20 protein-coding genes are annotated in these 21,228 nt (G+C 62.5%); 17 read left to right on the top strand and 3 right to left on the bottom strand.

Going from position 1 to position 21,228, the window contains the following annotated elements:
* The first annotated feature begins 56 nt into the window (after positions 1-56).
* The 10 genes from msrB to BX591_RS29250 all read left to right on the top strand — a co-directional run bounded on the left by msrB (position 57) and on the right by BX591_RS29250 (position 12,491).
* Positions 57-572 carry a peptide-methionine (R)-S-oxide reductase MsrB gene (gene msrB / locus BX591_RS29295; RefSeq protein WP_111934808.1) on the top strand — a complete coding sequence of 172 codons (516 nt, stop codon included), beginning with the start codon at positions 57-59 and terminating at the stop codon, positions 570-572.
* Positions 573-609: 37 nt separating this feature from the next.
* Positions 610-1,338 (top strand): peptide-methionine (S)-S-oxide reductase MsrA, encoded by a 729-nt coding sequence (msrA, locus tag BX591_RS29290; RefSeq protein WP_418939875.1) that lies wholly within the window; start codon positions 610-612, stop codon positions 1,336-1,338.
* A gap of 373 nt (positions 1,339-1,711) precedes the next feature.
* The gene (locus tag BX591_RS29285) at positions 1,712-2,608 is read left to right on the top strand and encodes a MipA/OmpV family protein (protein WP_111934806.1); all 897 of its coding nucleotides are present in this window, start codon (positions 1,712-1,714) and stop codon (positions 2,606-2,608) included.
* Positions 2,609-2,798: 190 nt separating this feature from the next.
* On the top strand, positions 2,799-4,910 hold the full coding sequence (katE, locus tag BX591_RS29280) for a catalase HPII (protein WP_111934805.1): 2,112 nt from the start codon (positions 2,799-2,801) through the stop codon (positions 4,908-4,910).
* A 229-nt stretch (positions 4,911-5,139) separates the two neighbouring features.
* Positions 5,140-8,697 carry a response regulator gene (locus BX591_RS29275; protein ID WP_111934804.1) on the top strand — a complete coding sequence of 1,186 codons (3,558 nt, stop codon included), beginning with the start codon at positions 5,140-5,142 and terminating at the stop codon, positions 8,695-8,697.
* Between the two features lie 52 nt (positions 8,698-8,749).
* Positions 8,750-9,595, top strand: coding sequence for a CheR family methyltransferase (locus tag BX591_RS29270; RefSeq protein ID WP_111934803.1), 846 nt, complete (start codon positions 8,750-8,752; stop codon positions 9,593-9,595).
* 6 nt (positions 9,596-9,601) lie between these two features.
* A complete protein-coding gene (locus BX591_RS29265; RefSeq protein WP_111934802.1) occupies positions 9,602-10,231 on the top strand; it encodes a chemotaxis protein CheB in 630 nt (209 codons plus the stop codon).
* Positions 10,232-10,240: 9 nt separating this feature from the next.
* Positions 10,241-11,368 (top strand): hybrid sensor histidine kinase/response regulator, encoded by a 1,128-nt coding sequence (locus tag BX591_RS29260; protein WP_111934801.1) that lies wholly within the window; start codon positions 10,241-10,243, stop codon positions 11,366-11,368.
* A 131-nt stretch (positions 11,369-11,499) separates the two neighbouring features.
* Positions 11,500-12,078, top strand: coding sequence for a helix-turn-helix transcriptional regulator (locus BX591_RS29255; protein ID WP_111934800.1), 579 nt, complete (start codon positions 11,500-11,502; stop codon positions 12,076-12,078).
* Positions 12,075-12,491, top strand: coding sequence for a VOC family protein (locus BX591_RS29250; protein WP_111934799.1), 417 nt, complete (start codon positions 12,075-12,077; stop codon positions 12,489-12,491). Before BX591_RS29255 ends, BX591_RS29250 begins: the two co-directional genes overlap by 4 nt.
* Positions 12,492-12,868: 377 nt before the next feature.
* Here the strand turns inward: BX591_RS29250 and map are convergent, their stop codons facing one another.
* The gene (map, locus tag BX591_RS29245) at positions 12,869-13,636 is read right to left on the bottom strand and encodes a type I methionyl aminopeptidase (protein WP_111934798.1); all 768 of its coding nucleotides are present in this window, start codon (positions 13,634-13,636) and stop codon (positions 12,869-12,871) included.
* Positions 13,633-13,845: a ParD-like family protein gene (locus BX591_RS29240; RefSeq protein WP_111934797.1), complete on the bottom strand. Its 213-nt coding sequence runs from the start codon at positions 13,843-13,845 to the stop codon at positions 13,633-13,635. Before BX591_RS29240 ends, map begins: the two co-directional genes overlap by 4 nt.
* Positions 13,846-14,327: 482 nt before the next feature.
* Between BX591_RS29240 and BX591_RS29235 the strand changes: the two genes are divergently transcribed.
* The 6 genes from BX591_RS29235 (at position 14,328) to BX591_RS29215 (ending at position 19,224) form a co-directional block, all read left to right on the top strand.
* The gene (locus BX591_RS29235; RefSeq protein ID WP_111934796.1) at positions 14,328-15,734 is read left to right on the top strand and encodes a class I SAM-dependent methyltransferase; all 1,407 of its coding nucleotides are present in this window, start codon (positions 14,328-14,330) and stop codon (positions 15,732-15,734) included.
* Position 15,735: 1 nt separating this feature from the next.
* Entirely contained in the window at positions 15,736-17,073 is a 1,338-nt protein-coding gene (locus BX591_RS29230; protein ID WP_111934795.1) for a sensor histidine kinase, read from the top strand.
* Between the two features lie 7 nt (positions 17,074-17,080).
* The gene (locus BX591_RS29225) at positions 17,081-17,485 is read left to right on the top strand and encodes a response regulator (protein WP_244147142.1); all 405 of its coding nucleotides are present in this window, start codon (positions 17,081-17,083) and stop codon (positions 17,483-17,485) included.
* Positions 17,482-17,691 carry an ATP-binding protein gene (locus BX591_RS37030; RefSeq protein WP_244147141.1) on the top strand — a complete coding sequence of 70 codons (210 nt, stop codon included), beginning with the start codon at positions 17,482-17,484 and terminating at the stop codon, positions 17,689-17,691. Before BX591_RS29225 ends, BX591_RS37030 begins: the two co-directional genes overlap by 4 nt.
* The gene (locus BX591_RS29220) at positions 17,688-18,698 is read left to right on the top strand and encodes a response regulator (RefSeq protein WP_111934794.1); all 1,011 of its coding nucleotides are present in this window, start codon (positions 17,688-17,690) and stop codon (positions 18,696-18,698) included. The genes BX591_RS37030 and BX591_RS29220 overlap by 4 nt, the downstream gene beginning before the upstream one ends.
* An 82-nt stretch (positions 18,699-18,780) precedes the next feature.
* On the top strand, positions 18,781-19,224 hold the full coding sequence (locus BX591_RS29215) for a hypothetical protein (RefSeq protein ID WP_420849434.1): 444 nt from the start codon (positions 18,781-18,783) through the stop codon (positions 19,222-19,224).
* A 74-nt stretch (positions 19,225-19,298) separates the two neighbouring features.
* Here BX591_RS29215 and BX591_RS29210 read toward each other — a convergent pair whose 3' ends face one another.
* A complete protein-coding gene (locus BX591_RS29210; RefSeq protein ID WP_111934793.1) occupies positions 19,299-20,132 on the bottom strand; it encodes an oxidoreductase in 834 nt (277 codons plus the stop codon).
* 164 nt (positions 20,133-20,296) lie between these two features.
* On the opposite strand from BX591_RS29210, the gene BX591_RS29205 reads away from it, so the two are divergent.
* Positions 20,297-21,208 (top strand): AraC family transcriptional regulator, encoded by a 912-nt coding sequence (locus BX591_RS29205; RefSeq protein WP_111934837.1) that lies wholly within the window; start codon positions 20,297-20,299, stop codon positions 21,206-21,208.
* Positions 21,209-21,228: the final 20 nt, after the last annotated feature.

Raw genomic sequence — 21,228 nt, 5'->3', positions numbered from 1 at the left:
ACGGCGCGACCCGCGCCCGAACGGGTGAACGGCACGGACTTTCCGGGGCGATCATCATGACTTGCAACAGACGGACATTCTTCAGGTTTATCGGCGCGGCGTCGCTGGCCGGTGGCGCGGCTTCGATGTGGAACGTGACGCGCGCGGCGGACAGCGGCGCGGCGGCCGCCTACGAGGTGTCGCATAGCGACGCCGAATGGCACAAGATGCTGAGCGACGCGCAATACCGGATCCTGCGCGAAGCGGGCACCGAGCGCCCGTTCAGCAGCCCGCTGAACGACGAGCACCACGCCGGCACGTTCGGCTGCGCGGGCTGCAAACTGCCGCTGTTTTCGTCGAAGACCAAGTTCGATAGCGGCACCGGCTGGCCCAGCTTCTACCAGCCGCTCGACCGCGCGGTCATCACGCATACGGACAAGTCGTTTGGCATGACGCGCGACGAAGTGCTATGCCGGCGTTGCGGCAGCCACCTCGGCCACGTGTTCGACGACGGCCCCAAACCGACCGGTCTGCGCTATTGCATGAACGGCCTCGCATTGACCTTTACGCCCGCATCGAGCGGTGCGAGCTGAGCGGATCAGGACGGACATCATGAACTTCGAGACACGCATGACGAGAGGCAAGGCCACGCGTTCGCGGCTGAGCGCCATTTCACTCGCGGTCGGCTTCGGCGCGTTGGCGTTGTTGCTGGCGCAACGAATGGCGTTTTCGTCGGAGACGGCGGTGGTGATCGCGCCCCCGGCGCTCGACGAACCGGTCTCGGCCGCCACCGCCCACGAGGAAACCGCGGTGTTTGCGGGCGGCTGCTTCTGGGGCGTGCAGGGCGTATTCCAGCACGTGCGCGGCGTGACCCGGGCGGTGTCGGGCTACTCGGGCGGTCAGCGCGACACCGCGCAGTACGAGACGGTCAGCGGCGGTGAGACGGGCCACGCCGAATCGGTGCAAGTCACGTTCGATCCCAGCAAGGTGACCTATGGCCAGTTGCTGCAGGTGTACTTCTCGGTGATTCAGGATCCGACCCAGTTGAACCGGCAGGGGCCGGACAGCGGCACACAGTACCGCTCGGCGGTGTTTCCGCTGAACGACACGCAACGGCGCGTCGCGCAGAGCTATATCGCGCAACTCGACAAGGCCCACGTGTACCCGGCGCCGATCGTGACGCGGACGGAGGCGTTCAAGGGCTTTTATCCGGCTGAGTTCTATCACCAGAACTATCTGACCTTGCACCCGAACTCCGCGTATATCGCGCTCAACGATATGCCGAAGGTCGCCAATCTGAAGCGGCTGTTTCCGAACCTGTATCGCGACAAGGCAGTGCTGGTGGAAGCGGCGCAGTAGCGTAGCGCAGCTTCGAATCGCTTTCCTGTCTGTCCGGCGCCGCCGCCATGGTAGCGCCGGGCTTTTTTTTGCCCTACCGCTTCGTCGCGGGCTGCTTCCAATCGGACTTGAGCCGGCGCTCCACCCGCCAGGCCCGCATTTTGCACTAGCGTTCCCGTCGGCAAATCTTTCGCACGTGTTTGGTCGGACAAAAGCCCGTTTTACAGGGCCGGTTACAAGCGGGCAGCGCGTTTGCCGGATAGTGCGTGTCGTCAAGCTGAAAAAATTACATGACGCTCGTAGCAACGCGGTGGTCGCTTGAGGTCCACAGGCCCCGCGGACCTCGGGCGAGAACATAACCCTCCTCGCGATAAGCGAGAATCGGAGGCTCCTGGTGTTGAACAGCCGTAGAAAGCGGATTGGCAAGCTCCGCAATAAACAAACAAGCATCGCGGCAACGTCTCTGGTGGCCGTGACCCTGGGCGGCATTTCCTTCCTGCCGGGCTCGGCCATGGCGCAAACGCCTTCGCCACTCAACGAATGGCAGTACTCGGTCGGCATTCCGCTGCAGAAGATGTGGCAGCCGAATATTCCCGACTGGCAAGTGCGCCTCGGTTTGGCCTCCTCGTTCCAGCCGCGCTATGAGGGCTCGGACCGCTATCACGTGATGGGCGGCCCGAGCGTCGACGTGCGCTACAAGGACCTGTTCTTCCTGTCCAGCGGCGAAGGCTTCGGGGTCAATTTCGCGCAGGGGCAGAACTGGCGCGCCAGTCTGGCGGCCGTCTACGATCTCGGCCGACGCGCTCACGACGATCCTCAGGAACTGAACGGCCTCGGCAATATCAATGCGGCGCCGGGCGTGAAACTGGCCGGCGAATACGTGATTTCGAAAGATTTTCCGCTCGTGTTGCGCGCCGACGTGCGGCGCTATTTCGGCGGCTCGAACGGTTGGACCGGCGACTTCGGCGCGTATATGCCCATGCCGGGCAGCACGAAGAAGTTCTTCTGGTTCGCCGGGCCGAACGTATCGCTGGCGGACTCCACGTATATGAATAGCTGGTTCGGCGTGAATCAGAATCAGGCGGCCAAATCGCAGTACTCGCAGTATCACGCGAGCGCGGGCTTCAAGTCGGTGGGTTTCGGCATCAGCGCGGTGTGGTTGTTCGACAAGCACTGGTTCGCGACCGCGGACGGCGCGTTCGAACAATTAGTGGGCAGTGCGGGTAACAGTCCGATCACGCATCGCAAGGCGAACGGTGTGGCGGATATTTCGATCAATTATCGCTTTTGACGCGACGACACGACGCGTTTCAATCTGAAGGACGGCGGCGTACCGCATGCTCTCGCGACGTGCGCCGCGTCCTTCGTCCACCCGCGAAAGTCGGCGCGATGCCCGCTCGCGGGAATATCGCTTGCTGCCTTCTCTCTGCGCGTTAGACCGGATTCCCCCCGGCACGCCCGAACGCAAGGAGCAGATCCCCATGGCTGGTAAAACGAGTACGCACAAGCCCGCGGCAAAAAACGCGCAGGCCGCCGATCCGAAATCGCAAGATCTCGAACAGTTTCGCGTCAGTCCCCAAGGCGAGGCGCTGAGAACCAATCAGGGCGTCAAGATCGCCGACAACCAGAACACGCTGCGCGCGGGTCCGCGCGGGCCGTCGTTGCTGGAAGACTTCATCATGCGTGAGAAGATCACGCACTTCGACCACGAACGCATTCCGGAGCGCGTCGTGCATGCGCGCGGCTCGGCGGCGCACGGTGTGTTTCAGGTCTACGAGTCGATGCGTGAGTACACCAAGGCCGCGTTCCTGCAGGATCCCGGTGTGCAGACCCCGGTCTACGTGCGTTTCTCCACCGTGCAAGGTCCGCGAGGTTCCGCCGATACCGTGCGCGATGTGCGCGGCTTCGCGGTGAAGTTCTACACGCAGGAAGGTAATTACGATCTGGTCGGCAATAACATGCCCGTGTTCTTCATTCAGGACGCGATCAAGTTTCCCGACTTCGTTCACGCGGTGAAGCCGGAAGCGCCGAATGAAATGCCGACCGGCGGTTCCGCGCACGACACCTTCTGGGACTTCGTGTCGCTCGTGCCCGAATCCGCGCATATGGTGCTGTGGACCATGTCGGACCGTGCGATTCCGCGCAGCCTGCGCACCATGGAAGGCTTCGGCATTCACACGTTCCGCTTCGTCAATGCACAAGGCAAAAGTCGCTTCGTCAAATTCCACTGGCGGCCGGTGCTGGGCTCGTACTCGTTGCTCTGGGACGAAGCGCAGAAACTCGCGGGCAAGGACCCGGATTTTCATCGGCGGGATTTGTGGGAATCGATCGAGCGTGGCGCGTTCCCCGAGTTCGAACTCGGCGTGCAGATCGTCGAGGAGGAAGACGAGCACAAGTTCGATTTCGATCTGCTCGATCCGACCAAGCTGATTCCCGAGGAACTGGTGCCGGTGAAGATCGTCGGCAAGATGACGCTCAATCGCAATCCGGACAATTTCTTTGCCGAGACCGAACAGGTGGCGTTCCATCCGGGGCATGTCGTGCCGGGCATCGATTTCTCGAACGACCCGCTGTTGCAAGGGCGTTTGTTCTCGTACACCGACACGCAGATCAGCCGGCTGGGCGGGCCCAACTTCCACGAAATTCCAATCAACCGGCCGGTGTGTCCGTTCGTCAACAATCAGCGCGATGCGATGCATCGGCAGACGATCAGCGTTGGACAGGCCTCGTACGAACCGAACTCGCTGAGCGACGGCTGGCCGAAGGAAACCGATCCGGCGCCGAGCGACGGCGGCTTCGAAAGTTATCAGGAGCGGGTCGAGGGCACCAAGATTCGCGTACGTAGCGAATCGTTCGCCGATCATTTCTCGCAGGCCGCGCTGTTTTACAACAGCATGTCGCAGCCCGAGAAGGACCATATCGCCGCCGCGTATCAGTTCGAACTCGGCAAGGTGACCAAGCCGGAGATTCGGGCGCGCGTGGTGAACGAGATCCTCGCGAACTTCGACGCGGGGCTGGCGGCGACCGTCGCGGAAGGCCTCGGTTTGCCCGCGCCGAAGAAGGGCACGGCGAAGCTGAGCGGTCCCAAGGATTCCCCGGCCTTGAGTCTGCTGAACCGGGTCAAGCCCGGCATCAAGACCCGCAAGATCGCGTTGCTGGCCGCGCCGGGTTCCGACGGCGCAGCGATCAAAAAACTGCAGCAGGCGCTGCAGGGCGAAGGTGCTACGCCCATGCTGATCGCGCCGACGCTCGCGCCGATCGACGGCATGGCCCCCGACGCGACCATCGCCGGCTTGCCGTCGATCATGTTCGACGCCGTCATCGTCGTGGGCGGCGAAGCGGGCGCGAAGCGGCTCGCGCAATCGGGCGACGCGCGGCATTTCGTGCTCGAGGCGTTCAAGCATCTGAAGGCGATCGCGGCGCTCGGCGCGGGGCGTGACGTGCTCGCCGCAGCGCATCTGCCGGATAACGCCGACGGCGTCGCTACCGGCGACGACAAGCAGGCCGCCGACGTGCTGAAGGCGTTCATCGCGGCGGCGGAGCAGCATCGCGTGTGGTCGCGCGCGGCGCAGGCGGAGACGGTGCCCGCCTAGGTTCATTTCCCCCTGGTTCGCAAGCCTTGCACGGCTGACCCCGCGTCGGCCGTGCGAGCTTGCGCGGACAGCGACAGCCCCGCCCAGCAAGCCTGAGCCGTCGCATAACGTCTCAAAATTGGGCTCATCCTGTATGATGGCGCAGGTCGTTTGACGACACGCCGACTCGCGCGAAAAATCCGAAAAATATTCCGAATCGACCCGATTCGCCAAGCCGAAGACAGAAAAAATGACCGCATCTCAGGCCGTCGACCAGAATCGTTTTCGCAGCATCATTCGCCGCAACATTGCACTGCCTTTGGGCGTCGGCCTGGTCACCATGGCGGTATTCGTCGGGTTGATCGCGTATCTGGTGTCGACCATGAATTGGGCCGAGCATTCCGAGCGCGTGATCGGCCAGGCCAACGAAATGCTGCGCCTCGCCGTGGACCGCGAATCGTCCATGCGCGGTTTCCTGATTACCGGCGACGAGAGCTTTCTCGCGCCTTATGAAGCTGGCGGTCCGAAGTTCAAGACGCAGATCGAAGCGTTGCAGGAACTGGTGTCCGACAATCCGCCGCAAGTCGAGAAACTCAAGCAGATCGAGGCGATTCAGGCGCGCTGGGGCCGCTTCGCGGAGAACATGATCGACGCGCGGCGCCGCAATCAGGACGTCCAAGGCCCGGTGGCGATCGGTCGCGGCAAGATCGAATTCGACGAAACGCGGCGCGAATTCGGCGATTTTCTCGACGCCGAATTGCGCTTACGTCAGGAACGCTCCGATGCGACGCGCCGCGTCACCACCACTCTGGTCAGCGTATTCCTGCTGTTCAGCCTCGGCGTGAGCGGCCTGCTTGCCTGGGTGGGTCGCCGCGAACTGATGGGCCTGTCCGCCACGTACGACGGTGTGTTGCGACGCCAGTCCGAACAGACCGAGATACTGCAGGAGCAGGTGTGGTTACGCTCGGGGCAGCGATTGCTGGCCGAGACGGTGGTCGGTCAGACAACGCCGCAATTGTTGGGCCGCGCGGTGCTCGACTTTCTCGCCCAGTACCTGGACGCCGCCGTCAGCGCGCTCTACGTTCGCGACCGGCAGCACGGCACGCTGCGCCGCATCGCCACCTACGGTTTCAGCCGCGAAAGCGAGCAGGGCAGCGCGCGCCATTTCGAAGACGGCGAAACGCTGATCGGCCAGGCCGCCGCCGCGCGCCGCACGCTGGTCTTGCGCGACGTGCCGGACAACTACGTGCAGGTCGTGTCGGCCACCGGCCGGAGCGCGCCGAAAAACCTGCTGATCATGCCGATCGTCAACGACGGTGAGGTGAACGGTGTCATTGAACTGGGCTTTATTCGCGAGTTGACCGTGCGCGATCAGGAGTTCATGGAGCTGATTGGCAACGCGCTGGGCGACTTCGTCGAAGCCGCGTTGTATCGCGAACGCTTGCAGGACGCGCTGGCCGAAACGCAGCAACTGAACGAAGAATTGCAGGTGCAGCAGGAAGAGTTGCGCGTCTCGAACGAGGGACTGGAAGAACGCGGCCGTGCGTTGATGGAATCGCAAACGCGGCTCGAGGCGCAGCAGGCCGAGCTCGAACAGACCAACGTGCAACTCGAGGAATACGCGCAGCGTCTCGAACGGCAAAAGTCGGATCTGTTGCGCGCGCAGGACGATCTCGCCGCCAACGCGGAACGCCTCGAACAGTCGAGCCGCTATAAGTCCGAGTTTCTCGCCAACATGTCGCACGAACTGCGCACGCCCCTGAACAGTTCGCTGATTCTCGCCAAGCTGCTGCAGCAGAACCGCACCGGCAATCTGAGCGACGAGCAGGTGCGCTACGCGGAAACGATCCACGCGTCCAACAGTGATCTGCTGGTGCTGATCAACGACATTCTCGATCTCTCGAAGGTCGAAGCCGGGCAGGTCACGGTCGAGCTCGAAACGGTGTCGATCGACGCGACGCTGCAGTCGCTGGAAGAAATGTTCAAGCCGCTGGCGGTGGCCAAACATTTGCAGCTTCACTTCGAGCGTGCGCCGGGCACGCCCGATACCTTTGTCACCGACGGTCAGCGTGTCGCGCAGATTCTGCGCAATCTGCTCTCGAACGCGGTGAAGTTTACCGAGCGTGGCGAGGTGGCGCTGTCGATCGCGCCCTCGCAAGACAACATGCTGCGTATCGAGGTGCGCGATTCCGGCATCGGCATTGCGGCGGACAAGCTGGAGATGATTTTCGAAGCCTTCCAGCAGGCCGACGGGTCGACCAGCCGTCAATATGGTGGCAGCGGTCTTGGGCTGTCGATCTCGCGCGAATTCTCGCGTTTGCTGGGCGGCCGGATCACCGTGGCCAGCGAAGTCGGCAAGGGCAGCGTGTTCACGCTGTGGCTGCCTGTCGATGGCGAGGCGGCTCTGGCGGGTCGCCAGAACGCGCCGACGTCCGTGCCGGCCCATGCGCATGCCGCCGCACCGGTGCCGGCCATGAATACCGTGGCGCCAGCCGAACCGCCGTTGGTCCGCCCGCCTTCGAGCTTCAACCAGTCCGCCGTCATCACGCCCGCTAACGGCCTGAGCCTCGGCGATATACCTGAAACGGCCGGCGGCACGATCACCGACGACCGCGACAACCGCACGCGGGCCGGCCGCCTGATCGTCGCGGTCGAAGACGATCTCGCGTTCGCCGAAATCCTGCGCGATCTGACGCACGAACTCGACTTCGATTTCGTCCATGCCAGCAGTGCGGCGAGCGGCCTCGCGCTGGTGCGCGACATGCGCCCGGCGGCGGTATTGCTCGACGTCGGGTTGCCGGACCGCTCCGGCCTGACCGTGCTGGAGTGGCTGAAGAACGATCCGCTGACGCGGCATATTCCGATTCACATCGTCTCGGCCACCGACCACGCCGACAAGGCACTGCATCTCGGGGCGATCGGCTACACCCTCAAGCCGACCGCGCGCAGCACGATGGAGGCTGCCATCCGCCGTCTGGAAGCGCGCCTGCAGCAGCGCCTCAAACGCGTGCTGGTGATCGAGGACGACGGCCCCATGCGCGAAAGCATTCGCGCCCTGCTGCAAAGCGAAAACACCGAGATCGTCGCGGTCGCGACGCTCGCCGAAGCGCTGGACTACCTGGCGAAATTCAGCTTCGACTGCGTGGTGACCGATCTCGCGCTGCCCGACGGCACCGGCTACGATCTGCTCGAACGGCTCGCCGCGAACACCGCGCATGCCGCGCTGCCGGTGATCGTCTACACGGGCCGCATGCTGTCCGACGAGGAAGAGCACCGCCTGCGCCGCTATTCGAAGTCGATCATCATCAAGGGCGCGAAGTCGCCCGAGCGCCTGCTCGACGAAGTCACGCTGTTCCTGCACAGCGTCGAGTCGTCGCTGGCGCCGGAACAGCAGCGCATGCTGCGGACCGTGCGGCAGCGCGACAACGCGTTCGAAGATCGTACGATCCTGCTGGCCGAAGACGACGTGCGCAATATTTTCGCGCTCTCGCACGTGCTGGAGCCGCTCGGTGCGAAACTGCAGATAGCGCGCAACGGACGCGAGGCGCTCGAGGCGCTGGAGAACGGTCCCGAAGTACATCTGATCCTGATGGACATCATGATGCCGGAGATGGACGGACTGACTGCGATGGGCGAGATTCGTCGCAATCCGCGCTTCGCGCATCTGCCGATCATCGCGCTGACGGCGAAGGCCATGGCGAACGACCGCACGCGCTGCCTCGAAGCCGGTGCGGACGACTACGTGTCCAAGCCGATCGACGTCGACAAGCTGGTCGCGCTGTGCCGCGTCTGGCTGCGTCAACGGTAAGCGGTAGTCGCGGGAACCCGATCAACCAGTCTGAACGGACGAGCCTTAACGAATGAGTCGGTCTGAATTCGACGCGCCGCAACGCATCAGCGATTTCGACATCGAGTTGAAATTGCTGCTGGAGGCGATTTACCTCAAATACCAGCACGACTTCCGCCACTATGCGATGTCGTCGCTGCGGCGCCGGCTGTCGCAGGCGCTGGAGGAATTCGGCCTGAAGACGCTGTCGCAGTTGCAGGATCGCATCATGCGTCACGGCGACGAATTCTCGCGGCTGTTCCAGTATCTGACGGTGCAGGTCAGCGACATGTTTCGCGATCCCGCGTATTTTCTGGCGCTGCGCGAACATGTGCTGCCGCGTTTGCGCACGTATCCGTCGATCAAGGTGTGGGTGGCGGGGTGCAGCACCGGCGAGGAACTCTGGTCCCTGAAAATCCTGTTCGACGAAGAGGGCTTGACCGAGCGCACGCTGTTCTACGCGACCGATATCAATCCGGATGCGCTCGCGCGCGCCGAATCCGGTATTTACGCACTCGACCGGATTCAGGGCTTTACGCAAAACTATCAGGCGGCGGGTGGCAAGCGTTCGTTGTCCGATTACTATCACGCGGCGTATGGCGGCGCGCGTTTTGCCGGCTCGCTGAAAGATCGTGTGGTGTTCGCCGACCATAGCCTCTCGACAGACGAAGTCTTTCTCGAAGCGCACCTCGTGTCTTGCCGCAACGTGCTGATCTATTTCGATCGCGGCCTGCAGGATCGCGCGTTGGGCCTGTTCGAAAACGCGCTGGTGCGACGCGGTTTCCTTGGCTTGGGCAGCAAGGAAAGTTTGCGTTTTTCCCGTCATTACGAAGCGTTCGACGAGTTTCGTTCGAGCGAACGTATTTATCAGAAGCGCTAGGCCGTTATGTCAGGCTCGACCGTTCAGCCCGCTACTGCCGCCGCCGAGCCCGGTGCGGCCGGGTCGCGCGCGTACGAGCTCGTGGTGATCGGCGGCTCGGCCGGCGGCATCGAAGTGCTGAACGTGCTGCTCGGCGCATTGCCCGCGGATTTCGCGGCGGCGGTGATGATCGTCACGCATCTGCCGCCCGATTCGCCGAGCTATCTGGTGCCCGCGTTCGCGCACCGCTGCGCGTTGCCGGTGCTCGAACCCGATGCCGGCGAGCGGATTCTGCCGGGCCGCGTGCATGTCGCGCCGCCCGGTTATCACATGCTGGTCGAAGTCGATCGCACCGTGGCGCTCTCCACCGACGCCGCGGTGCGCTTTTCGCGGCCTTCGATCGACGTGTTGTTCGAGTCGGCGGCGGCCGTGTGCGGTGAACGTCTGCTGGCGATTCTGTTGTCCGGCGCCAATGACGACGGCGCGCAAGGTTTGAAGCGTGTCCGCGCGTTCGGCGGGACCACCTGGGTGCAGGCGCCCGACACCGCCAGCTCGCCCGAAATGCCGCGCGCCGCCATAGACCTCGGCGCGGCCGATCACATTTACACTCCCGAAACCATGGCTCTGCGGCTTGCCGCATTGCCGGCCTCTCACTGACCCGATGCCATGACGAACTCACCCGTGAACATTCTGATCGTCGACGACATCGTCCACAACATCACCGCGCTCGAAGCGCTGCTGGCGCGGCCCGACGTGCACGTGCTGGTGGCGGATTCGGGCACCGCCGCGCTCGACCTGCTGCTCAAGCACGAGGTCGCGCTGGCGATCCTCGACGTCAATATGCCCGGCATGAACGGCTTCGAACTCGCGGCGCTGATGCGCGGCAGTCCGCGCACGTCGCATGTGCCGATCATCTTTCTGACGGCGACCGCGCAGGATGCTTCACGCACGTTTCGCGGCTACGAAGCCGGTGCGGTCGACTTTCTGTACAAGCCGTTCGATCCGCGCATTCTTCAGTCGAAGGTCGACGTGTTCGTGCAGCTCGAGCAGCAGAAACGCCAGCTCGCGGCGCAGCTCGTCACGACGCGACAAATGCTCGAAGCCAACGAAATGCTGATGGCGGTGCTGAGCCACGATTTGCGCACGCCGCTCGGCGCGGTGCTGGCGTCGGCGGAATATCTGATGCGCACCGCGGCCGACGAACAATCGGTCACCGTTGCCACGCGCGTAAAGAACAGTTCGCTACGCATGGCGCGGATGGTCGATCAACTGCTCAACCTGGCGCGTCTGCAGGGCGGGCGGCTACCGTTGCAGCCGCGCTCGATCGAACTGGCGACATTGTGCCGCTCGGTGATCGACGAGTTTGCTTCACGCGAGAACGGCAAGCGCATCGTATTTACGAGCACGGGCAATACTGCCGGCGCGTGGGATACGGATCTGGTGTGGCAGGCCGTGTCGAATCTGGTCAGCAACGCGCTGCATCACGGCGCGGCGGGCGGCGATATCGGCGTCGAGGTGGACGGCGAGGCGGTGGATTCCGTGCGTCTGAAAGTCGCCAACCGCGGCACGATTCCGGCGGAGGTTTTTCCGCACCTGTTCAAGGCGTTTGGGCCGAATACCAGCGTAGGTCGTGCGCGTGAAGGCCTGGGGCTCGGCCTGCATATCGTGCAGGAAATTGCGCGGATGCACGGCGGCAACGTCAGCGTGCATTCCGATGAAGCGGCAGGCACGGTGTTTACGATCGAACTGCCGCGCATGGTGACGTTGCAGCGCGGGTCGTTTACGCGCAAGTGATGCGCGTTTGACCATGTGTCTGGCCGTGCGTTTGACTGCGGTTTTGCTGGCGTTTTCAGATGTACGCCGCGCTTTGCGGGTGCCGCCCTTGAGCCTAAACTACGCGCATACCGCCAGCTTCCCTGGAACTCATGCGCGCTCTCCACGACCGTAAAGCCCAGTCGCCTGATTTATCGCACGCAGCGCCCGCATCGCCAGCAGAACCCGCGGCGCCCGCACCGGGCGGCAACGACGCGTTGGAGGATCCGGCCTTGCTGCGCCGTCTGCTACGCGCCAAGGACCACATGGATGCCGCCTCGCACGAGGCCTGGCCGGTCAAGCGTCTGGCCGGGGTCAGCGGCGTTTCCGAGGCCCATTTCGCGCGCTCCTTCAAGCGGGCCTTCGGCATTCCACCGCACCGGTATCTGCTGACACGGCGCATCGAGCAAGCCGCCACCTTGCTGCGCGACACCGACCTCAGTATCACGACAATCGCCTTCGCCACCGGCTGGGAAAGCCTGGGCACGTTCGGACGCATCTTTCGCGACATTACCGGTAAAAGTCCCGGCGCCTTGCGCGTCGACGCGCGGGCCGGCCCGTCGCAACTCGAACGCGTGCCGGTCAGCGTGCTGAAGGCCGCGCAACGGCCGGATCTCAACATCGCAGTTTTGGAGAAGCGCCGCCGCGAGGCCGACGATACAGTCCCCTCATCAACCAGGGAGGTGTCATGAATCAAGGTGTCAATGTGGTGGGCTTGTACGTCGATAACCAGGACGAAGCGCTGACGTTCTACGTCGATAAGCTCGGCTTCAAGGTCCATACGGACGTGCGCAATGGGCCGTATCGATGGCTGACGGTGCAGCATCCGGATCAGCCTTCGTTTCAGCTCGGGCTGTTCGTGCCGGGGTCGCCCATTCACGACGAAGCGACCGCGCAAACGCTGCGGGCGATGGTCGCGAAAGGCGCGATGCCGTCGCTAGTGTTGTCCGTGGATGACTGTCGTGCCACCTATGCAAAGCTCAAGGCTTGCGGTGTGGAATTCACGCAGGAACCGGTGGAGCGGTTCGGTAGTGTGGACGCAGGGTTTCGCGATCCGGCCGGGAACGGCTGGAAGATGATTCAGGCGCCGGCAGGCGCGAAGTAGTTAACCGTGAGTGGTTGGGGTGAAGTGATGCCGCGATGGCATCACTTGCACCAGGCCTCTGCCCAATCGCTCAGCGGCCGCAACGCCAACCGTAGTACCACGCCCGCGTCGGTCAGACAGTATCCCTGTCCCGCATGATCGATGAGCCCCGCCTCCCGTAATTCCTTGAGCCGCGTACTGAGGCGCAACGTCTTTTCCTCGGTAGAGCCGCGCAATATCGAGGCGTGCCCGGCCTTCTCCGTATAACGTGATCGGGCAGGTTCTCAACGACGAGCGGGTCACCGCTTTTTTCCTGGCTATCCGAACTGACGCGATTGCGCGTGGCAGCCGCAGCGGTCGTGTACGTGAGTGGCTCATCCTGCCGATGCACCGAGCGCTCAGTTCAGGGGCCGTTCCTCGGGGCGCAACGTGAGGACTCGCACGCCGTCGTGGGTCACGGCGACGGTGTGCTCGAATTGCGCCGACAGTTGCCCGTCGCACGTGACGACCGTCCAGCCGTCTTCTGCGGTTCGAACGGTATGCCGCCCCTGGTTCAGCATGGGTTCGATGGTGAACACCATGCCTTCCCGCAACAATAAGCCCGTGCGCGGCTTGCCCCAATGCAGCACTTGCGGCTCCTCGTGCATTTCACGCCCGATGCCGTGCCCGCAATATTCCCTGACGACCGAATAGCCATGGCGCCGCGCGTGGCGCTCGATCGCGTGCCCGACGTCGCCCAATCTGGCGCCCGGACGAACGGCTTTGATGCCGTTCCACATGGCTTCGTAGGTGACTTGCACGAGCCGTTTGGCCAGTGGTGCAACTTCGCCGACAAGATAGGTTTTGCTGGAGTCGGCGATATAGCCATTCTTCTCGAGCGTGATGTCGAAATTAACGATATCTCCGCTTTGCAGTACCTCGGTCGCGGAGGGAACGCCATGACAAACCACGCTGTTGCGCGAGGCATTCAGTGCGTAGGCGTAGTCGTACTGCCCTTTGCTTGCCGGCCGTGCGTTCAGGTCATTGACGATAAAACTGTCGACCAGATCGTTGACCTGCATGGTCGACATACCGATCAAACGCAGCCGGTCCAGATGGCCGAATACTTCCGCCAGCAGCTTGCCCGACTCCGCCATCAACGCGATTTCCTCCGGTCGTTTGGTCATGCGGCAGCCAGCCTCGCGGTTGGCTCCACGACTCCCGCGGCACGCAATTCCCTCGCAACGATCTCGTTGAAACTTTGCGTCGGATTCATTTCGCATAGCATGCCGATCCTGATCCAGAAGGCCGCCTGTGCGTTGATCGACCGACACGACACGGTGCTCGCCTTGCGGATCTGATCGTGCAGATCGTCGTCGATGTTCACGATACCCATCAGCTTGCTCTGTATATATGAAACATATACGAATCATATATTCGATGCCGGCCGAATTGCAAGCCCTCCTTGTCGTTCGAACGGCGAGCGTCGACTGTCGAAGCGCGTTGCGCGACTGAGACGACAGCAATGTTTTTTATCAGTAGAATGCTGCAGACGCAAAAGTCAGTGCTGTTCCGAAACGGGTCGTCAGACCCACCAGGCTAACGAGTCTCGTTGAACCGCGATGCCCTTTGTGCACGTGCAGTCGCGAGGTCACGCGGATAAGTCAAATGCATATTCTGTCTGGCCGATGCAGTTCGGGAGGAAGTGGTGCGCCGCCCAGGAAAAACGGGCTGCCGTGGCGGCAACTGAAATACCGATGGCGACGCTTCGTCACCTGAACCGAGGACCCATCGACGCTGAACCGGGCAGCCTGATCGCCTGAGTATGGCACCAGATTTCAAACCAACTTCTCGTGGTACTTACCTGGCCGCCATACTGTGTATTCCAAAACGCAAATCGATCCGGTAGTGAGCTTCCTCAACTCGCAGGGCGAGCAGGTGCGAGGCACGATCATCAATCTCCAGCGCAAGTCGCTGGTGATGGAGGTCTACAACCCGTACTCGATCGTTCAGGTCAGTGAGGTGCTGAACGACCTGTCGGTCAAGATGGGGGTGGAACTCGCCTATTCGGGCAAGGCGGTGGTGATCAGTATGGTCAATACCGGCCTGACCGCCATTGTCTCGGTCACGCTCATCGCCGAGTGGCGGGAACTGAGTGGCGGTACGCTGGAAGCCAGCACGGTGGGGGAAGAGGCCCGCCGGTTCGTGCAAGGCTGGGCCGAGCGTTTCCAGATCCGCCCTGAATACCAGATCGCGGTCAATCGTATTCGCGCTTTTCTGTCGGACATGTCGCGCTGGGTCGAACAGGCGGATCTGGCGGACACCATGCCGAAAGAAGGCAAGAGCCTGCGCGAGGACTTCTTCCTCGAACTGGCCTCGCCGCTGATGGAAAAAACCAAGTCCTACTTCGACGCATTCGAAGGCGAGGCGCGCCTCGTCGACGAAGAACTGGCGCCGGCACACCGAGCCTTTGCCCAGGCGGCGCTCCATCCGCTGCTGCTGCGTTCGCCCTTCGTCTTTCGCACCTTCACGAAGCCGCTGGGCTATGCCGGCGACTACATGATGGTCAACCAGATGCTCGACGATCCCCGCCAGGGCCCGAGCACCTATTTCCAGATCGTCAACGCCGCATTTCTTCAGACTGCCGTGGCGCGCGCGCACCGCAATCGCGTCGAGTTGCTGGTGAACTATCTGACCCGGCTTGCCAACGAAGCGCGCGCGGCGGGGCGACCGTTCAAGGTGCTGAACGTGGGTTGCGGGCCGGCTCAGGAGATCCAGCGCTTCATCCATGAATACGACGAACCGGAGTGGCTGACGTTCGAACTGCTCGACTTCAGTCAGGAGACGCTGGACTGGACGCGCGAACGCCTCGGCGCCATCGCGCAGAAAATGGGCAAGCGCATGAGCATCAGCTTCACGCACGATTCGGTTCATCATCTGCTCAAGCGCCGCATGGATGCGGACGCACCGGACGTCCGCGAGTTCGACGCGGTTTATTGCGCCGGCCTGTTCGACTATCTGTCGGACAAGGTCTGTGCCCGCTTGAACCAGCATTTCGCGAGCCGCACCCGGCGCGGCGGCCATCTGCTGGTCACCAACGTTCATGCCGACAACCCGGAGCGCTTCAGCATGGAGCACGTGCTGGAGTGGTATCTGATCTACCGCAACGAGGCACAGATGGCCGAAATCATGCCCGAGGACTGCGGCGAGCCGCGTCTGTACACGGACGCAACCGGCGTGAATGTGTTCGCCGAGGTGATCGTCGGCCAGCAACAAGTGGCCTGAAATGACAACGTCCCTGGTCGAGTTGCATTCGAACTATCGTGAAGAGTTGCGCGACTACCGCCTGCTGTGTAGCAAGGCCGGCGGTCTGACCGTGATCCTGCTGGTGCTGATGGGCGTGGCGCTGGACTATGTCGTGTATCCGTCGGAGCAGAAGTACTTTGCGATGGTGCGGGTGCTGACCAGCGTCGCCATCGGCGTGGCCTTGCTGTCGCTCTACACGAAGATGGGCCGGCGCCACGTGCAGGTGATCACCTTCTTCTGGCTGCTGCTACCGCAGGCCATGATCTCCTGGATGATTTATTTCACGCAGGGCGAGGAGTCGCTGTTCTATGCGGGGCTCAGCCTGACGATCTTCGCCGTGGGGATCCTGTTTCCCTCCGGCTACTGGCAGACGCTGGCGTTTGGTCTCGCCACGGTGTGCCTTTACTACATCGCCTGCACGGCGCACGCGGGCGGCATACAGAACGCGAGCAAGTTTCAGTTCCAGCTCATCCTGATCTTCTTCTGCGCCTTGGCCAGCTCCATTTATACCTACTTCAACGAGAAAGGCCGCTTCCAGTTGTTCCGGCTAAAGGACGAAGTGGCGCACAAGAACGAACAGCTTGCCCGCACCAACGAAAGTCTGGCGAAGATCAAGGGCCAGTTGTTGCAGCAGGAGAAGATGGCGGCAATCGGTACCTTGTCCGCGGGCTTGCTCCACGAGGTCAACAACCCGGTGAACTTCTGCCTGATGGCGATCGAAGTCGCCATGGAAGAACCGCAGGTCAAGGAAAGTGCGTCGCTGCAGGAATGCCTGACGGATGCCAGGCAGGGTATGCACCGCATCCAGCATATCGTGTCGGACCTGAAGACCTTTGCCTACCGCAAGCCCGGGGCGGCGGCGGACGACGTGCCGTTCCTGTTCGAAAAGGCGCTTGATTCGTCGATCCGGCTGAGCGCGCACGAGTTGCGCGGCGTGACGATTACGCGCGAGTTGCCCCTCGACACGCTGGTGCTGGGCGACGAAGCCGCCGTGATCGGCGTGCTCATCAACCTGTTCTCGAATGCCGCGCTGGCTATGCACAAGGCCGGCACCGTGTCGCCGCAGGTGCATGTCGCGGCGCAATGGCGAGACGAGAGGCTGCACGTCAAGGTGCGCGACAACGGCCCGGGGATTGCCGCGGAGAATCTGGCGCGCGTGTTCGAACCATTTTTCACGACCCGCGAAGTCGGCCAGGGCCTCGGCCTCGGTTTGTCCATCAGCTATGCGGTGGTGGAGCGACACGGCGGCACATTGTTTGCGGAAAGCGAGTTGGGGCAGTGGACGGCCTTCAATTTCGACCTGCCGCGTGCCGAGTGATGTCGACATGAAAGAGACTCAGCAAGCACGCCAGATGGTCGTTTATGCGGATGACGAGGAGTTGGCCCGCAAGTACTTTGCGCGTGCGGCCGGGAGTGAGTATGAGGTGCTGCTCGCCAGCGACGCGGACGAAGCCCTCTCCATCCTGAGCCGCGAAGGAGCGCGGGTGGCGATACTCGTGAGCGACTTTCGCATGCCGGGACGGCACGGCGGCGAGTTGTTGCGACAGGTCTCGCAGGACTATCCGCATATCGTGCGGATCCTCGTGACGGCTTACGCGGACAGGGACGCGCTGCTGGAAGCGGACAATGCCGGCGAGGTGTTTCGAATCCTGGAGAAGCCGCTCGGCCTGAGTACGGTCCGCGAGATGCTGGCAGCGGCGACAGCAGCTTCGGCACTGCGCCCAAAGTGATACCGCGCCCGCTGGTCGACCCGGTTGTCACGAACGCCTGCGTTATCGGTATTGGCATAGGCATCGGCATCGGCGTGATTTTCCGCAACCGCGTTATGCAGTCCTTTGGCGAGCGTATCAGGATCGCATCCGCATCCGGCGCCGGCACGACCGTGACGCTGGAATTCCAAAATTTCAAGGATCGAATCCACAGGAGTTACCAATGAGCACTACGATTGCCAACCAGACCCCGCCCCCGGCGATTCTGTTCGTTGATGACGAAGCCACCGCCGTCAAATACTTCGAGCGCGCCATCGGCGCGATCGCGCCGGTCGTGACGGGCGCCTCCGTGGAAGACGGCAAGGCCATGCTCGACGCCCATGCCGGCAGCCTCGCCGTGCTGGTGTCCGATCAGCGCATGCCGGGCGAGCACGGCAACGAACTGCTGCGCTATGCGCGCGAGCGCTATCCGCACATTGTCCGGATCCTGACCACGGCGTATTCGGAGCTGGACCAGACCGTCGAGGCGGTCAACCAGGGGCAGATACATCGCTATATCAAGAAGCCGTGGGACATCACCGCGCTGCGCATGGAGATGAAGCAGGCGCTGGAACTGGCGGGCTTGCGCAAGGAGCGCGACCAGCTCGTGCGCGAGAAGCTGAGCGTGCTGCAGACGCAGACTCTCGCCAGCCGCATCGGCATCGTGCATACGCTGTGCGCCAGCCTGATCGGTCCGGGCCGCTTCCAGCCAATGGAAACCTATCTGGCCGGCACCGAACTGGCTGGAACGCGCAACGCGGAGCCGGACTGGCAGCGTATGGACTACGCCGACCTGGTGCGCGCCGAGAGCGAGTGCGGCGGCAGCTTCGGCCACGCGGTCAGCCTGCGTCTGGCGGAGTTGCGTAGGCAGCATGCGGGGCGTAGCGCGGCCGATGCGTTGCAGGTGTTCGCGGAAGTGCTCGGCGCCACGGTGCGCGGCGGTGGCGATACGCTGATCTGGACTTCGCCGACCACGCTGAGCGAGTTCCTCACGCGGCCGGTGGGCCAGGCCGTTTCGGCCGAGCACGCGGCCTGGCTGGCTGGCCTGCTGTGGCTGGAAGAGGCGGGCGGCGCGCTACAGTTCGTGCGTGAAGGTGACGCTATCGTTTGCCGTGCCGGCACGCACAATGCCAGTTTTGCGGCCGACCGCCTGGCGGTCTGGATCGAGCGGTTTCTGGAGCCGACGTTCGGGTGAGGGTGGAGACGTTAGATTGTCGAGTCGCGGACCTTCGTGAAGTCCGACGACCCAAGCGAGGGGATGCGTGATCGGCCAATTTATCCAAGGCGGCGGCAAGCGATTGTTCCTCGCTGTGTGCGCAACCCTTTCATTCGCGACGTGTGCTCATGCACAAAGCAGCGCCGCCGGCCCCATTGCGACCGTTTCAGGCGAACTGCAATTCGCGCGCGATGAGCGTGGTTTCGTCGCCATGCTCGACAACAAACCTGTCGATCGTTTCGACGCGAATACGCTCGTCCATTTCGACGATACCGGCAACAAAAGCGACGCGGTCACCCGCATGCTCGTGCAAACCGACGCCGGTCCGTTGCTGGTCGATTTTCGACGCCGGCCGCCGCTCGTGCAACGCTCGGGTCGGCGCATGACCGTCAAACGCGTGTTCTGGCAAGGCGACGAAGTCGTCATGCAAGGCTCGCAAGGCTGGTTCCGGTTCATGGGCGGCGAGTTGACGAAGCTGCAATCGTCCTCGACCACCTACCACTGATCATCCTGGCACGCGTTGCCATAGCAGGGGCACCTCGGTTCCGAGGTTACGCCCCTCTTTGAATCGCTTCAGATTCACCCATCCGTCGATCGGCTAAGCGCTTCCCACGCGTCAAATTCCGCGCCGAGAGACGAGAGCTTTTCCCGAACCAGACCGAGCGCGTCACTGCCCAGCAGAAGATGCGAGGGCGGCTTCTCGCTTTCGATCACGGCCAACATGGCACGGGCCGCTTTCACGGGATCGCCGAGCTGTTTGCCGTTCTTCTCTTCCCGTCCTTTTCTAACTGGATCGAATAGCGCGTCGTAGTCGGGAATGGAGCGTGGTGTGCGAACCATCGAACGACCGGCCCAGGCCGTACGAAAAGAGCCCGGCGCCACGGCGGTGACGTGAATGCCGAAAGATTCGACTTCTTTGCCGAGGACTTCGGAGATGCCCTCCAGTGCGAATTTACTGCCGCAGTAGTAGGCGATGCCCGGCATGGTGATAAAACCGCCCATCGACGTGATGTTGAGAATATGTCCGCGCCTTCGCTCGCGCATATAAGGCAACACGCTTTTCATCAAGGCGACAGCGCCGAACACGTTCACGTCGAACTGGCGACGCATGTCGGCAAGCGGCGACTCTTCCATCACGCCTTCGTGACCGTACCCGGCGTTGTTCACCAGGACGTCCAGTGGCCCCACGTTCGCCTCGATTTCGCCGACGACTTCTTCGATCGCATCGAAGTCGGTCACGTCGAGCACCCGACCGAATGCGTTCGCCGGGTCGAGCGACTCGAAGCCCTGTTTCGCTTGCTCGCTTCGTACCGTACCGACCACGCGATACCCCGTAGCGAGCGCTTCTTCGGCCAGCGCGCGGCCGAAGCCGCTGCTCACGCCGGTGATCAACATGGTTCTGTTCGATGACATGACAACACTCCTGGGTCGATATGAAGGTTGCATGTTATTCTGAGTTTTCTCGAAAAATCAGACCGGATTCTCGGTCTTTATTGCCTATTTCTATGAGCAAGACGGTCAGCAGGAAGCGTGTCGATCAAGCTGTTTCGAGCGCGGGCGCGCATGAACAGCGTCGCATGGTGGCCTTGCTGACCGCGCTGGCACCGCAGGAAGGCTACAACCTGACCGCGCTGCACGACGTGCGTATCCTGCGTTCGGACCGCGCACTATCCCGCACGCCGGTGCTCTACGATCCCGGCATCGTGATCGTGTGCCAGGGTAGTAAGCGCGGCTACTTTGGCGACCAGCTCTACGTGTATGACGAGCAGCACTATCTTGCCGTGGCGGTCCCGGTGCCATTCACCATGGAGACCGATGCAACGCCTGAGGCTCCGCTGCTGGCTCTCTACCTGCATCTGGATTTTCAGGTCGCCGCCGAGCTCATGATTCAGATCGACCGCCATGGTTTGCCGGCATCGGGCAAGACGCCGCAGACCATGATGTCGAGCCCAATGGACGCGGCAATGCGAGCCTCCGTGCTGCGTTTTCTGGAGGCGATGAGCCGGCCGCTCGACGCCGCTGTTCTTGGGCCGGCACTGATGCGTGAATTGTATTTCCGGGTACTGACCGGCGCACAGGGCAATGCAATGCGCGCGGCTTTGTCGATGCAAGGGCAGTTCGGCAAGATTGGCCGGGCGCTGGAGCGTATCCACGCGACCTATGCAGAGCCGCTCGACCTGCCCAGCCTCGCAAGCCAGGCCGGCATGAGTGTGGCGACGTTTCACAGTCACTTCAAAAGCATCACGTCGACCTCGCCGATGCAGTACGTGAAGTCGACCCGATTACACCAGGCGCGCTTGCTCATGGTGCGCCAGGATATGACGGCGGAATCGGCCTGTCATGCGGTCGGCTATACCAGCGCCTCTCAATTCAATCGCGAGTTCAAGCGGCTTTTTGGTCGAACACCCGCCGCGGAGACGAAGCATCTTCGCCAGAGTTTCGCACTGCCGCCCGCTTTCCCGGCGTCGAGATTCGTCTCGTCGCATTGACATGCCGCGCGCGATGCCGT

Origin of the sequence: Paraburkholderia bryophila, assembly GCF_003269035.1 — a bacterium.
GTDB lineage: Bacteria > Pseudomonadota > Gammaproteobacteria > Burkholderiales > Burkholderiaceae > Paraburkholderia > Paraburkholderia bryophila.
This window is presented reverse-complemented; position numbering and strand designations above follow the sequence as displayed.